We start from the raw sequence: 15427 nt of genomic DNA on the forward strand, positions 1-15427 counted from the left end.
GAGGGGTGAATTGATGTCTAAAGAATACGGAGAGATAGAATCGTTGCGCAGAACGATTGAGCAATTATCCGATCAGATCATTCGTAGCAAGGAGCAGGAAGAGCGGATTTTGAATGAATTTTCAGAGATGAATAATGAACTGGTTACCTTGCAGCGACAGCTTGCCAAAAATAATGCCAGCCTCGAAGCGGCAAGAAACGAAGCCGTAGCTGCAGGTGAATCCAAAAGTTCGTTCATCGCCGTGATCAGTCACGATTTTCGTACACCATTAAACGGTATTTTGGGTATGGCGGAGCTACTGCAACTTTCTGCTCTGACGGATGAGCAGCAAAACTCAGTAGCTGTCATTCAGGAGGCTGCCAAACTGCTTCTTAACCTGATTGAAGATCTTTTGGATCTATCCAAATTGGAGGCAGGACAGATGCGACTTGAGATCGCCGAATTGGAGCTGAAATCAATATTCGAGACCATTTTTCGTTTGCTTGAGCCAAAGGTACAGCACAACGGAAATCAACTGTCATTAGATTATGATTCGCGGATATCTACTGTACTTAAAGGGGATGTCACACGAATTACTCAGGTTTTGATTAATCTGATCCAGAATGCCAATAAGTTTACTGCCCAAGGATCTGTTCAGATTCGGGTTACTCTGGCCAAAGACTGTGAGGCTTCACAATATATAAGATTTGAGGTTGAGGATACGGGGATCGGGATTGCCGATGAGGATCAGAAGACACTATTTCAACCTTATACACAAACGGAGCGAGGACGATCTAGTGAGTACGAAGGCACGGGTCTCGGCTTGTCGATTTGCCATTCTCTGGTTACCTTGATGAATGGTCAAATTGGCGTACAGAGTCAGGAAGGACAAGGCTCCACATTCTGGTTCGAGCTTCCACTTGGAAAGGCAAATCATGAAAGATCTTCTTCTGAGGCTGACCAGATCTCCTCTCAGAAAAATCAAGATCAGAATGACACCACGGATACTGTATCGATTCTGCTGGCTGATGACAATGTTATTAATCGACAAGTTGTGATGATGCAGCTCAAAAAACTCGGTATTACCCAGGTGGACACTGTCCCAAATGGGGAAGAGGCTGTCTCCGCTTTTCTCAGTAAAGCATATAGCCTGATCCTCATGGATAACATGATGCCTATAATGGACGGGCTTGAGGCGACACGTAAAATCAGAACCATGGAAGAGGACGAAATGCGTCATCCTACTCCGGTAATCGCCATGACAGGAAATGTAATGGAAGGAGAAAAGGATAAATGTATTGAAGCTGGAATGAATGACTTTATTGGTAAACCCTTCACACTGGAAGAACTGAACAACGTCGTTCAGAAGTGGCAGCAATCATCCCTTTCCAGAGAAATACTGAATATGAGCATTGTGAGTGAAATCGTAGATTTAAGCAGTGAGGGGGACCAAAACCTGCTTGGCATGTTACTGAATATGTACCGGGAAGAAACACCAGGGAAAATTGAAGTGTTGCGGAGACATATCGTATCTGGGAATCATGTCGCTGCTGTGGAGATTGCTCATGATCTGAAATCTGGCAGTCTCAGCCTCGGTATTAACTATTTATCCACGCTGTTCGCCAAAATCGAACAGTTTGCCAAGGCGGGCCAATCCAGGAAGGCGGAACCTTTACTGAATACCTTGTTACCCGCGTACAAGGAAGCTTGCTCCGCGTTGGAGAGGGTGAGTAACAGCTAATGAAACGGGTGATTACTGAAAAGAACCAGATGGACTGGGGATCTTGTAACAAATAGGAATACAGCATATCAGGGTATGCAATCTGACATTTCAATTAAGATTGCTGCCCTGCTTTGTATTCATACATGGGGATGACATACATATATTTTACGTGGAAGATTTACTGAAAGTGAGGAACTTGTTTATGTTCATTTACGGATTTGCGTTGTTGATGCTTATCGTACTTATTTTGTTATGGATAGGAGGACTTTACTTCTTCAAAACCGCTATTCGGCGTGCTCCAAAATCATTTTTGGTCGATAATCCGAACCTTATGCCTGAACCGGATAACGAAATAATCAGCAGTTCGTCTGACTTGACGTGGCTTGATACGCAGCCAACCGAAGACATATATGTTGAATCACATGATGGATTAAAGCTGCATGGAACATGGCTTCCTTCCCAAAGTGGGTCGCAGCAACCGACGGTTATTTTGGCACACGGTTATTCGGGAAAAGGCAGGGAGATGGCAGGTTTTGCGCGTTTTTATGCTGAAAAACGAGGCTATAACGTGCTGATGCCGGATGATCGGGGACATGGCCAAAGTGAAGGCAATATCATAGGATTTGGCTGGCTGGACCGTAAAGATTATGTTCAATGGGCACACTGGGTTCTGGGCAAGGTCGGTTCGGGGACGGAGATCATTTTGCATGGAGTTTCGATGGGAGGCGCTACAGTATTGATGACAGGCGGTGAAGCACTGCCTGATCAGGTGAAGGCCATCGTATCGGATTGTGCTTATACTTCCGTGAAGGAGGAGCTGACCTTCCAGCTCAAGCAATTATACAAGTTGCCCGCATTTCCGTTTATTCCCGTTACAAGTTTCATTTCCAAATGGAAGGCAGGCTACTTCTTTGGGGAGGCATCGGCACTAAATCAACTCGCCAAAGTTCAAGTTCCGGTACTTTTTATTCACGGTGAGGCAGATACGTTTGTACCGACGGAAATGGTTTACAGACTATATGAAGCGTGTCCAACAGACAAAGAACTGTTGACTATTCCCCGTGCGGGTCATGGAACTGCGTTTCAAGTGGATCGTACCCGATACGAGGAGATGCTTGAATCCTTTTTGAAAAAGAACCTATCGCATTCTTCTGTAGGATCAGCATTCATCTGATTCCAATTAAGCATCAAGGGTATTAAGTAGAAGATGTACTTAAGGGGAGGTGCGAGATGCCATATACACCTAGAGTTTGTTCATATTGTCATAAAAACATGGCAGAGGATGAGTTCAAATGCAAATCCTGCGGCAATCTGGTTAATACCAAAACGGTTCAGCCTGAACAACCCTATATGATTGAAAATGATGAATTAATATTGGATCGCTATTCAATTGTGTTGCTTGTTCTGTTGACATTGTTTCTTCCTCCGGTAGCCATGACCATTGGTGGCGTGATGTTATTTAATGATAATACGTATAAGCAGGACACAGGTAAATTGCTCGTAACCGGGGCATTTGTAGTGATGGTCATTTTCACCATTATTTTGTTTGCAGGTTCGGGGACATTGACGTTTAATTTCTAAGCTATGGAGGTGCTTTTATGGCAAATGAACAATTTGAGGCTGCACGGAAAGCAGAGGCAGGGTACCATTCCAACTTTTATCAGAATAATGAATTATTCGAGTCCGGTACCTGGATGGCGAGGCCAATGCCTATGGTTATGGATATGCTTGAGCGCTTGCTTACCCATAAGACAAAGCTGCGAGTTCTCGATTTGGGATGCGGTGTAGGCAGACATACAATACCCATTGCACAGCGTCTCGGGCAAACAAACAGTGAAGTTATCGGCGTGGATTTGCTGGATGAGGCTGTAGATGGACTTCGTAAATATGCGAAAGAATATCAGGTAGATCATATCGTGCAAGCAGAGAAAGCAGATGTTGAACATTACGCTATCGAGCCGGATCATTTTGATTATATTGCGGCTTGCTCCTGTCTGGAACATGTTTCAAATAAACAAGCCTTAGTGGAAGCTATTGAACGTTTGCAAGCGGGAACACGTACAGGCGGCATTCATTGTATCACGATGAGTACAAGTGTAGAGGAAAAGGAAATCAACACAGGACGGGAGATTGAGCCGTTGATTGAATTGAACCTGTCCACAGCGGAGGCTATCGCATTACTGGAGGAGGCTTATATGGATTGGAATATTCTGCTTCAGGAACATGTTACACAGACGATCGAAGAGGAAAAATATGATGAACCGACACAGTTCCGTTGTGAACTGCTTCGTTTCGCTGCACAGAAGCAGTAGTAGCCTGCCGGGATTGAGTAGTAAGGTCCCGGCAGTTCGTATTACTAGGTAACTTAATAGGAACATCACGAGAAGCATCATGGGATAGGGGACATCATCACACCAGAACATGGGGGATCAGAATGAGTACATATGTGATTGGGATGGATGGCGGGGGAAGCCATACACGTGTGGCAGTGGCCGATGAGAACGGAAAGGTTTTGTCTTATGTACAAAAAGGTGGTTGCAACCGCTATCATGATGCGAACGCAGAGCAGCATGTATTGGAGGGTATTGCTGAAGCCATTCGCGGAGCTGGGTTAGAAGTGGATCAAATTGCTTCCATTCAGGCGGGGATGGCAGGCCTGGATCGGCCTGAAGATACGGTCTGGGCTGAAGCGCTACTCGCCCAAACCGGTATATTAGGCAGAATCAGTGCAGTAAATGACACGCATATTGCACATACGGCAGCCTTTGGCGGTGAACCGGGCATTGTAGCTATTGGAGGTACAGGTTCTCTTATTCTGGGCAAAACGGAACAAGGGACCTGGATTCGCAATGACCAGTTCGGCCACTATGCGCCAACAGCAGCTCGCTTTTTGGCTTACGACGCGGTGCATTCCATCCTTGCGGGACGATATGGTCCGCAGGACCAACCCTGGATTGAGCGGATATTAGCCTATTGGAAAGTAAATTCGATTCCCGAGCTTGCTGCACTGGGCGCATCTGGTTTTGCTGATAGCAGACAGGCTATTAATCGGATATTTGGTCAAATGGCTCCTTTGGTTACCGAAGCAGCAGTCGAAAATATTCCCCTTGCGGTCAGAGTATGTGATTCAGCAGCGGATACGGCCGTTGTGGGTATTCTTATGCTTGCATCGTGTTTTAAAGATCAGCAGGTGCCCATGACACTTACAGGAAGTTGTCTGAGTACACCTTATATGGTGGAGGCCGTTCGAAAAGGGCTGGATGCAGCCTATAAACCGGGAGGACAACAGATTCATTACATTACCAGCCATGTGCCGGCAGTCGGAGGTGCGCTGCTGGATGCATATCATTTGGCAGGAATTCAGGTGTCTGAAAGAATCACGTCTGAACTCCAATCGGAGCTGAAACGGCATACGACTTGAATTTTTAAAGGCTAACGACTACAATACGATAACGGAATCAAGCAAGTTATAGGAGGAATCAGGGTGTTAATTCAATTGAAATCACGCATACAGGAGCCGGAAGTACAGGAGCTGTTGTCCTACTCGGTCTTTCCCGACCCGGATCACCTGAATCGTGCGTTACAACAGTATGTTAATAAGGAAGAGCTGCATTTGGACGGTTATGAAGACGAAGGCCAGCTTATCGGTCTGATTGGATATGAATCTACAGGAACGAGTGAGATCACCATTCATCATATTGCAGTCCTGCCTGAGAATCGTTTTAAAAATTATGGTCGTGGCATGATTTCACAAGTGCTGGCCCAATATAACCCGGATAGACTGATCGCAGAGACCGATGTGGAAGCCGTGGAATTTTATCGAAATACGGGATTCGTAGTGTACAGCCTGGGTGAGCTGTATCCGGGTGTGGAGCGCTTCCGCTGTGTATTGGAGAAGGACGAGGAGCAAGACGAAGACTAGTAGCTGTCTACTACTGAGTAACGTATAGAGAGCATAATCATAACAGGATGTTGGATTTGGCGAGTCAGCTGAGTCGGACGTCCTGTTTTTTTGTCGTTTGTATAAAAAAAATAGGAGAAACGTATTGCTTTACAATATAGTTTCATTATAGAATAGTTTCATTGAAGAATAGTTCTATAAGTGAACTATATTTCTGGAGAAAGGAGAATGAAAAAATGAAGACACCGGATGCTAGAAGTTTGGTTAACCGCTATTTGGATGCTTCTTTCCTGGTAACCAAACGTTTTGATACCCAGATACGCGAACGCCTGGGCCAAACGATTACCACTGATCAGTTCTGTGCACTTCGTTTGATTGAGGAGAAACCGTTATGTACGCCCTCTGATCTGGCAGAGCTTTTGTGTGTGGGCAAGAGCAGTATCACTGCGCTGGTCAACAAGCTGGTGGATCGGGATCTGGTCCATCGAGCCGGGGATGAGCGCGACCGCAGAGTTGTTTATTTGACCCTGACGGACAATGGACGGGAAGTATACAAGGAAACGGAACAGGAAATACAGCAGCTTCTGGAGCCGTATTTGGTCCATTTCAAACCGGAAGAGGTTCAGAATTTCATTGAATCTTTTGAGAAGCTAGCAGCTCTGCTAACGCATGAAGGAGGACAGGAGAACGAATGAGAACGATTTTGAAAGCACGATGGTGGTTGATGGGTCTATGGGTTGTTGTGGCTGCCGTATTAATGTTCACCGCTCCTAACATGAGCGAATTGATTCGGGAAAAAGGACAATTTTCGGTTCCTGAAGGGCACTCTTCCACCCAGGCAGCGGCGATTCTGGATGAAGCCGCAGCACAAAAGGGTGAGCAGCAGGGCAGCCAGTTGGCTCTTGTATTTTATAACCCGGATGGTTTGGGTGCCGAGGGTAAAGCAGAGGCAGAACAGGCTGTTAAGAAACTGGAGGCCGAAAAAGAGAAACTGGGCATTCTGTCCATACTGGAACCATTCTCTCAGCCTGAATTATCTGACAAAATGATCTCTGCGGATGGCAAGACGATCTTAACGTCGCTTTCCATTGATCAGGGAGACCGTACAGTCAAGGAAATGCGCGAAGACCTTAATGAAGCTTTGTCATCGGTCAATGTGGAGCATTACATAACCGGTAAAGGTTTGATTGATGAGGATACGGTGGAAAGTTCCCAAGAAGGACTCAAAAAATCGGAGTACATTACGGTAGTATTTATTTTGCTCATCCTGTTTCTTGTATTCCGCTCTTTTGTTGCTCCATTTGTTCCACTGCTTACGGTGGGGATCAGCTACATTGTTTCACAACAGATTGTCGCGTTCCTTGTGGACGGTCTAGACTTTCCTATTTCGACATTTACGCAGATCTTTATGGTGGCAGTCATGTTCGGGATCGGTACGGATTATTGCATCCTGTTGATTAGCCGGTTCAAGGAAGAATTGGCTCATCATGAAAATACGTGGGATGCCATCATTGCTACGTACCGCACCGCAGGTAAAACGGTATTCTTCTCAGCACTCGCCGTGCTGGTTGGATTCATTGCCATTGGTTTTGCACAGTTTATGTTGTATCGTTCCGCGGTAGCGGTTGCTGTCGGTATTGCTGTGATGATGCTGGCATTAGTCACGATTGTTCCATTCTTCATGGCAGTGCTGGGTAAAAGGCTATTCTGGCCTTCCAAGGGTTCACTGGAGCATGCCGAGAGCAAGATTTACGGAGCAGCCGGTCGTTTCTCCCTAAAACGTCCATGGGCAGCGCTGCTCATCGTTGCAGCGGTATGTGTGCCATTACTGGCAACTTACGACGGCAAACTGTCGTTTAACAGTCTCGATGAGATTGGTGAGAAATATGATTCGGTCAAAGCATTCAATATCATTTCGGACAGCTTCGGTCCGGGTGAATCCCTGCCAGGTCAGGTCGTTATCCAGAATGATGAAGCCATGGATAATGCCAAGTATATGGCGCTCGCCGAAAAGATCAGCCGGGAAGTGGAGAAGGTGCCAGGGATCGCTGGTGTCCGCAGTATGACACGTCCAACCGGTGATGAGATCAAAGATTTTGAAGTGACACAACAAGTAGGGACATTGTCTGATGGTTTGGGCGAAGGTAAAACGGGTCTGGATAAGATCCGTGATGGTCTGAGCGAAGCCAGCAGTCAGTTAAGCAAAAATGAACCACAACTTAAAGAAGCTGCGGATGGGGCAGGAGAATTGACCAAAGGTACTTCCCAACTGCAGTCTGGTATTACACAGTTGTCGGAAGGACTTCAGCAGATTGAAAAAGGAATTCGTGACGGCTCCTCGGGCGCCGGTGATCTAAAAGCAGGTCTGCAGAAAGCCAAAACGAGTGCAGATCAACTTGCACAAGCCAACAATCAGCTGCTTCAAGCCTATCGTCAGGCAGGAGCAGGTGTCGCTGCGCTGGGTGATGGTGTAGGTGAACTGCAACAACAGCTCAAAGGTGTATCTACAGCATTGACCAGCTTGAATGAATCGTTCACAGCGCTTGAGGAGCGCTATCCTGATTTGCTGCAAGACGCGGATTATCAGCGGGTCAAAGGCACACTTGGTGAAACAGGTACCGGCACGGCACAGCTTGCTCAAGGTTTGGGTCAAATTCAAACCAAGCTGGGCGAAGCCGCTGCTGGAATCAATCAGGCGAACGAAGGCTTTGCCTCCGCAGCATCCGGACAGAAGGCACTTGCCGATGGTCTGGGTCAGATTGTAACGGGAATTAGTCAGTTGCAATCCGGTCTCAAACAGGCCGCTGACGGTCAAGGTAAAGTGATTAGTGAAATTCCTTCCATTCAGAACGGACTTGGTCAGCTTCAGGGTGGTCAGGAGAAAATTCAGCAAGGCTTCTCGGATCTGAGTGGTCAACTGACGCAATTGACAGATGGTCTTAATCAGAGTGTAGATGGAATCGAACAGGTTTCAGGTGGACTTGATTCAGCACAGGACTACCTGACACAATTGCAAAACTCTCCTGATTCCGATCTGGCCGGCTGGTATGTTCCTGAAGAAGCACTGAATAGTAAAGACTTCACACAGGTATTCGATACGTATCTGTCCAAAGATCGGAAAACCATGACGATTGACGTTATTTTTGCCGAGAATCCATATGGAACAGAAGCGATTGATCGTGTTCCGGATATCGAAGCTGCAGTACATCGTGCTGTACAGGGAAGTGCGCTTGAAAAAGCGGATATCGCAATTGGCGGGGTAACCAGTACGTTCGCAGATCTGCAGGAAGTTTCCAACAACGACTACACACGCACAGTTATGCTGATGCTTGCAGGTACGTTTATCATTCTGGTCCTGCTGCTCCGTTCGGTTATTATGCCGCTGTATCTGATTGTCTCGTTGCTGCTGGCTTATTTCACATCCATGGCCCTGACTGAAGCGATCTTTGTGAATATACTTGGGTTCTCGGGTATCAGTTGGGTTACACCGTTCTTCGGCTTTGTCATGCTGATTGCACTGGGAGTGGATTACAGCATCTTCCTGATGGATCGTTTCAATGAGAACAAAGGTATGAGAGTCCAGGATGCCATACTGTATGCCATGAAAAACATGGGTACGGTCATCCTGTCTGCAGCCGTCATTCTGAGTGGTACCTTTGCAGCAATGTATCCATCGGGAGTTCTTTCGATGATGCAGATTGCGACGGTTGTACTCAGCGGATTGATCTTGTATTCTCTGTTGTTCCTGCCTTTCTTCGTTCCTGTAATGGTGAAAATGTTTGGTCGTGCCAATTGGTGGCCATTCCCGAACAAAGAACAGTCAGATTCCGTTGATTCGGATCGTAATATAGGCATGTAATGTAATGATATTGGAAAGCCCCGCTGGATTCCCAGCGGGGCTTTCTGTATGGTTTAGTGCAATCATTTGTAAAACGGACAAATAAATGTGTATGCCTACGGACACCATCCCGCGCCTTGTCTCCGTTCCTCTCATACGATATATAGGAATTGTGTATGGAGTAGTTTATAACACAGCAGAGAGGGGCGGCGGGATGGTATATCGATATGTGGCTATAGGAGATTCATTAACGGTAGGTACAGGAGCGCTGCTGGGCACCGGCTTTGTTCCTTTATATCGGAGAATGGCAGAAATGAATGTGCGTACGTTTGTATCCATGGATAATTTGGGCGTGAATGGACTTACGTCAGGGGAAATGCTGCAGATGATATCTAACAATCCTAGAGTACGCCAATCACTGCGTGAGGCGGATATTATTACGTTGTCGATTGGTGGGAACGATCTGATTCGTACATTCAAAGCAAGTGGCGGCATCCCGAACGCAAGTAAGATGACACAGGTGCTTGGGGATACCCGCAGTAACGTGTCCCAGATTATGAGGCATATCCGACAGTTGAAAGGAAACAGTGTATATATGGTCCGTACGATTGGTTTGTACAACCCATATCCGCAAGCGGCGGAAGCTGCGTATTGGGTGCGGCAATATAATTCCTTTCTGAATGGTGCAGGATCGGGGAACTATGCCTGTGCTCAGGTTTATGACCGGTTTGAAGGGCGAGAACGTGAACTGTTATTTTGGGACAGGGTTCATCCAAATGCCAAAGGCTACCGCGTGATTGCAGAACAGCTGAATCGTACAGGATACTATCCATTTGCCTGATCAGCAGACAGTGAAGCTTAGAATGACTATTATCTCGGAGCTGACTAGACCGAAAGAAATACTTCCGTTAAGATGAGGACATATAGAGGTTGTATTATGTGAGATAAAGGAGTTATTTTTGGTGCACATCATCGACTCAGGTTCCCTAAATGATTCAGAACAGCAGCTCATATCCACTGTTTTATCCTTATATGGTGTCACGTCCAACTGGAAAGCCCAGCGTGGAAAGGGAGGAATGAACAACTCTACCTTCATGGTAGAGACGGGCCAAGAATGTTACGTGCTGAGGCAGTATGAAACGCATAATGATCAAATGAAAATTGCTTTTGAACACGAGGTGCTGTCTGCCTTGTCACGTTCAGAGTTTGAGCTTGATGTGCCTGAGCCTGTTAGCCTTCCTGATGATAAGGATGCAACATTTCTAGCTGTGCAGGATCGTTACTCGGGCCGGAGTAAAATTGTGACGTTATTCCATTATCGTGAGGGCCATAATCCCGTGTGGAATACACCAGAGCAGCTGAGTGGACTAGGCAGGGCGGCGGGCATGTTATCTTCCGTTATGGCGCGCCTTCCCCTATCCCTGGATCCAGTTTACCCGCCCTATTATCAGATTCAGGAGGCTTACCCGCTCTGTTCGCCGGAGAAACTGTTACAACTATGCACCTCACCCCCGGACACGCTGATGGCATGTGCGGATGACCTACAGAAGCTGAAGGTTGCATTGCCTGACTTATTCAATACGCTGCGAGGTATGGAGGATTTGCCACATCAACTGGTCCATGGGGATTTGAATGCATCCAATGTATTGGCAGATTCTCAGGATATCATATGTGCCATTTTGGATTTTGAATTTGCCACATGGGATCTGCGGGTAATGGAGCTTGCTGTGCCCATGTCTGACCTTCTAACGATGGACAAGGAGCAGGCATGGATGTGGGAGGCTTTGGCGGGATTGATTCAGGGATTCAGACAACATGTCAACCTGGAACCAGAGGAGCTGAGCGTAATTCCAGCGCTTATTTTGCTTCGAAGTCTGGATGTGGTGATGCATTTTATCAGTCGGTTGTTCGAGGGTACAGATGAGCCTGAAGTGGCTGTGCAGCAAATCAGGAAGCTGAGAGAACGGGTAGACTGGATGAATGGTAATGAGGAACGACTGCGTGAGCTGCTAATCTAGCTCTGCAACATGGGATATATAACAAAAGTGCACTGATTTCTGCCTTGAGGCAAGAAGCAGTGCACTTTTTATTTGTGAAATCGTTTATCACGAATGAATGGATGGAGTTGCGTACATTTCAAATTCACGACAGCGAATCCAATTCTGAATTTAACGTACCAAATCAGCCTCTATAATCCACGCTTGCGGAACCAGCTGCGTACAGCCCAGCGACGCTCCTGGCGCTTCTTATATTTTGGCAGGGAGCGATATACGTTCAGTGATTGCTCGTAGGCTTGTTTTGCATCAGCAGTACGTCCAAGGGAGCGGTACACTGAGCCGAGCAGATAATACGCTTCACTGGATGAGGAATGAATCTCTTGGAATTGCTGAACGTATGCCAGCGCTTTGTCCCGGTGGGTATCCTTGAATGCACCTGCGAGTGTCAGATAAGGGCGGCCATATTTCACTCTTGGATTAATATCCAGTGCCTGCAAAATATGACGCTCCCCTTCTTCCGTTTGGCCCAGATGAAGTTCAGTTGTGCCCAGCGCCTCCCAATATTCAGCCGATTGCTCGTAAGGACGTTCCAGTTCCAGCAGCAAGGCATGAGCTTCGCTATAACGTTTGCGTTCAATTAACAGACGAGCCAGATCCAGCTTGGAAGAGACTTCATTCGGACTCATGGCAAGCTGCTGCCGGAGCCTTGAGATGTTACGCATACGCTTAAGTGGCTTCATGAAGCTTGGCATCACCCCAACATACCGACGATCTAGGAAATACAGAATGATGAGGAGAATAAGAACCGCCAAAAATGGATTGCCTACAATCCGCCACAGCAGGCCAAAGATTAGAAATTTAATCAGCACGACAAAGTCAACTCCAATTATGATGTAATCGCATTTCGAACACTTAAAATATATTTGGATTGGTCCAGCGGGTTAACTCCTCTGCGCTTCCGCGTATGGATCTGATCCGTAGGACAATCCTGGTACCCGGCAAAAGAAGTCGTGAGCACCCCACGTCCGCTCGTCTCTGAACGCAACTTCACCGGATAATCCATGGAGCTTGCCAGAGGCATACGTCCTTCAACGATGCATCGTCCGCCTCCGATGATCGGCGCTTCAAAGGTTGCCCGCATATGTACCAGATCACTAAGCGCTTTGCCACCGTACTCCTCCGGAACCGTTAACCGGAAATTCAGAATGGGTTCCAACAGGGTTGTACCTGTGTTTGCCAACCCATCCATAATCCCCATCGGTGTGGCTACTACAAAATCCAGTGGATGGGTATGCCAGACATGGTGCTCCCCTTCGATTAGCGTAATGCGCAGGTCGGTAACTTCCCACCCCAACAACCCCTGAGATAGCGCCTCGGGAATGCGGCGCTCCACTTCATTCTGATAACGAAGCAAGAGATGATCCGTCCGGACGGTGGATGAGTAGATCAGACCGCTGCCACGTGGCAAAGGCTCTATGCTCAATCGAAGAATGGCCCAGCAGGGCTTGGGCATCGTATACGCGATGAATCCTTCCCCGGAAGAACGAGGAGTTTCCTTATAGATGACTGATGGCGGGTCAAACACGACATCCAGTCCGAAACGACTCATCAGCAGGCTGGACAGAATCTCAAGCTGAATGGTTCCCATGACTTTAAGATGCAGTTCCCGTTCTTCAGGTAACCATTGCAAATCGAGCAGGGGATCTTCATCCGTCAATTCTTGCAATGCCGCTACAAGGTCAGGATAACGAGCCGTGTCTTTACCATGGACCTGCACGGTCAACAATGGAACAGCCAGCTGGGGTACAGGAGGCACACCTTCAGGGTTGCCAATAATATCACCAACATGGGTTTCGCTTAGTCCGTACAGTGCGGCGATCTGTCCGGCATGAACAGCACCGGTATCCGCCCATTTCCGACCATCCATTCGGCGAATCTGTGTCACTTTCTCTTCCAGCTTCCGAGTGGAGTTATAGATCGTATCCCGATTATGCACGCTGCCACCATACATGCGAACATAGGCTGTACGGCCCATCGTTTTATCCCGTTCAATTTTGAATACAACCCCAGATACTGAAGGTTCTTGAGGCTGAGCAGGTGCAGGAAGAAATTCGATGATGGCATCCAGTAGTTCCGTTACACCGATCCCTTTGCCAGAAGCACCATAACAAATGGGGAATACTTCGCCCTGATGCACCTGTTTGCGAAATGCTTCATCTAGCTGGTCAGCAGGCAGCGTTTCACCATTAATGTAGGCTTCCATCAGATCTTCATCCAGTTCGGCCAATAGTTCAAAAAGGCCAGGGATAGATGCAGAAGAACCCTTCGCTTGCGTTTGGCTTTCATTCCATAGGGAGTCGATGCCCTCAAACACCTCTTCATTCATACAAAAGGATTGGATCTCGCATACGAAGGGGGAGAGGCTGGAGCGGATCTGATCAATAACTGTCTCTGCAGAGGCGCCAACCCGATCCATTTTGTTAATATAAATCAGGGTAGGAATTCCAAGCGAGCGGAGAGCATGCCAGATGGTCTCGCTTTGGGATTGGACCCCTTCCACGGCGGATACAATCATTACGGCTCCGTCCATAACACGTAGGGCTCGCTCTACCTCAGAGCTGAAATCGATATGTCCCGGCGTATCAATCAGATCAATAATCGTATCTTTCCAGATCAAAGAGGTCATAGCCGCCTGTACAGAGATGCCTCGTTCTTTTTCAATATCCAGAGAATCTGTGGCTGTTGTTCCATCATCCACGCGACCTGGACTACGCACGACACCGCTTTGAAATAACATATGTTCTGTCGTTGTTGTTTTCCCTGCATCGACGTGTGCGAAGATGCCGATATTTCTGCGATTCAATTCGTTTAACATGGGATGTAAGGCTCCTCTGGCAGCAGAAACGCATCGTTTCCGACATTGTAATTCAGTATTATAACATACCATACGAATAGTATGGAAGAATATGTTACACACAGACAAATCTCTACATTTCAGGATGTCGTGACAATCAGGTTTGATCCTGATTCTTCATGGTTTTACGGTAGACAGCGGGTGTGGTACCCGTGAGTTTCTTGAATTGTCGATAAAAATGGGGCAGGCTCTCAAAGCCGCAGGCATCGGCAACAACAGCCATCGTCTCATCACTTCGAAGCAGATGCTCTTTCGCCATAATGACCCGGCGGGCCAGTGCATAGTCAGTTAGCGTCATGCCGGTATACCTTTTGAACGCACGGCTGAAGTGCGCCGGTGACACGGCTGCCTGCCGTGCCAGTTCCGGCAAGGAAAGGCCACTGCGCAGCTCTTCATCCATATGAGTCAGGGTATAGGAGAGCCAGCCTGGTCCAGGAACACTTCTGGCAGGACTTGCAGGACCAACTGCCTCCAATCGCTCCAGATAAATAAGTAAGAGTTGCAACCGCAGCAGAGCGGCGTGGGCACTCAGGTGATGTTCTAACTGGAATTCTGCATGGATGTCATCAATTAACGAAGCAACCTGGGCCTGCTCCTTGGACTCCAGATGCCTCTTGTACACCCTGCGTTTGCGGCAGCGTTCAAATAGCGAGAGCATGGCTGACGCACTGCTTCCCGCTGTGGAGGCCAGTAATCCTGGACTGAAGAACACGGCCGACGAAGTCACCAGATTCCCGGCATCCGGTAATGCGCGGTGTACCGTGCTGCCAGGAATGATAAACAAATCACCCTCCTGCATATCTTCAAGACCAGTATCAATGAAAATGGTGCCCTGACCCCGATATACATAAATAATTTCATGCCAGTCATGAAGATGATCCGGCAACTCGTTCTGGGGGGACTTGGTATCTGCATACACCAGACGAAAGGGAATCCCCGATTCCGCCTGAATGGTTGTACGAACGGGTGAACGTTCCATTCGATCTCCTTTCGAAACAGTGGCTACAAAAAAAAGAGAATATGCCTGATCATGAAAGAGTACATTTACCGCAATATAAGCAATTAAATTTCCTTT

Annotated in this window: 13 protein-coding genes; 10 read left to right on the forward strand and 3 right to left on the reverse strand. The window is 47.4% G+C overall.

Features of this window, described 5'->3' with window-relative positions; genetic code table 11:
- The first annotated feature begins 13 nt into the window (after positions 1–13).
- From RS891_RS10745 to RS891_RS10790, 10 genes are all read left to right on the forward strand, one after another.
- The gene (locus tag RS891_RS10745; RefSeq protein ID WP_315795259.1) at positions 14–1720 is read left to right on the forward strand and encodes an ATP-binding protein; all 1707 of its coding nucleotides are present in this window, start codon (positions 14–16) and stop codon (positions 1718–1720) included.
- A 184-nt stretch (positions 1721–1904) separates the two neighbouring features.
- The gene (locus RS891_RS10750) at positions 1905–2876 is read left to right on the forward strand and encodes an alpha/beta hydrolase (protein WP_315795260.1); all 972 of its coding nucleotides are present in this window, start codon (positions 1905–1907) and stop codon (positions 2874–2876) included.
- A 56-nt stretch (positions 2877–2932) separates the two neighbouring features.
- Positions 2933–3283 carry a hypothetical protein gene (locus RS891_RS10755; protein WP_113052689.1) on the forward strand — a complete coding sequence of 117 codons (351 nt, stop codon included), beginning with the start codon at positions 2933–2935 and terminating at the stop codon, positions 3281–3283.
- Between the two features lie 17 nt (positions 3284–3300).
- Positions 3301–4014: a class I SAM-dependent methyltransferase gene (locus RS891_RS10760; protein WP_315795261.1), complete on the forward strand. Its 714-nt coding sequence runs from the start codon at positions 3301–3303 to the stop codon at positions 4012–4014.
- A gap of 122 nt (positions 4015–4136) precedes the next feature.
- On the forward strand, positions 4137–5123 hold the full coding sequence (locus RS891_RS10765; RefSeq protein ID WP_113052687.1) for an N-acetylglucosamine kinase: 987 nt from the start codon (positions 4137–4139) through the stop codon (positions 5121–5123).
- A 63-nt stretch (positions 5124–5186) separates the two neighbouring features.
- On the forward strand, positions 5187–5624 hold the full coding sequence (locus RS891_RS10770; RefSeq protein WP_113052686.1) for a GNAT family N-acetyltransferase: 438 nt from the start codon (positions 5187–5189) through the stop codon (positions 5622–5624).
- Between the two features lie 215 nt (positions 5625–5839).
- A complete protein-coding gene (locus RS891_RS10775; protein ID WP_113052685.1) occupies positions 5840–6298 on the forward strand; it encodes a MarR family winged helix-turn-helix transcriptional regulator in 459 nt (152 codons plus the stop codon).
- Complete coding sequence (locus RS891_RS10780) at positions 6295–9462, forward strand: MMPL family transporter (RefSeq protein WP_315795262.1); 3168 nt, start codon at positions 6295–6297, stop codon at positions 9460–9462. The genes RS891_RS10775 and RS891_RS10780 overlap by 4 nt, the downstream gene beginning before the upstream one ends.
- A gap of 193 nt (positions 9463–9655) precedes the next feature.
- Complete coding sequence (locus tag RS891_RS10785; protein WP_113052683.1) at positions 9656–10282, forward strand: GDSL-type esterase/lipase family protein; 627 nt, start codon at positions 9656–9658, stop codon at positions 10280–10282.
- A gap of 121 nt (positions 10283–10403) precedes the next feature.
- Positions 10404–11459, forward strand: coding sequence for a phosphotransferase (locus RS891_RS10790; protein ID WP_315795263.1), 1056 nt, complete (start codon positions 10404–10406; stop codon positions 11457–11459).
- A 170-nt stretch (positions 11460–11629) separates the two neighbouring features.
- Here RS891_RS10790 and RS891_RS10795 read toward each other — a convergent pair whose 3' ends face one another.
- The 3 genes from RS891_RS10795 to RS891_RS10805 form a co-directional block, all read right to left on the reverse strand.
- On the reverse strand, positions 11630–12307 hold the full coding sequence (locus tag RS891_RS10795) for a tetratricopeptide repeat protein (protein ID WP_315795264.1): 678 nt from the start codon (positions 12305–12307) through the stop codon (positions 11630–11632).
- 17 nt (positions 12308–12324) lie between these two features.
- Positions 12325–14313, reverse strand: a complete 1989-nt coding sequence (locus RS891_RS10800) for a GTP-binding protein (protein WP_315795265.1) — start codon at positions 14311–14313, stop codon at positions 12325–12327.
- 136 nt (positions 14314–14449) lie between these two features.
- The gene (locus tag RS891_RS10805) at positions 14450–15331 is read right to left on the reverse strand and encodes an AraC family transcriptional regulator (RefSeq protein WP_113052680.1); all 882 of its coding nucleotides are present in this window, start codon (positions 15329–15331) and stop codon (positions 14450–14452) included.
- Positions 15332–15427 lie beyond the last annotated feature (96 nt).

The sequence above is a fragment of the Paenibacillus sp. BIC5C1 genome, assembly GCF_032399705.1.
GTDB classification, from domain to species: domain Bacteria; phylum Bacillota; class Bacilli; order Paenibacillales; family Paenibacillaceae; genus Paenibacillus; species Paenibacillus taichungensis_A.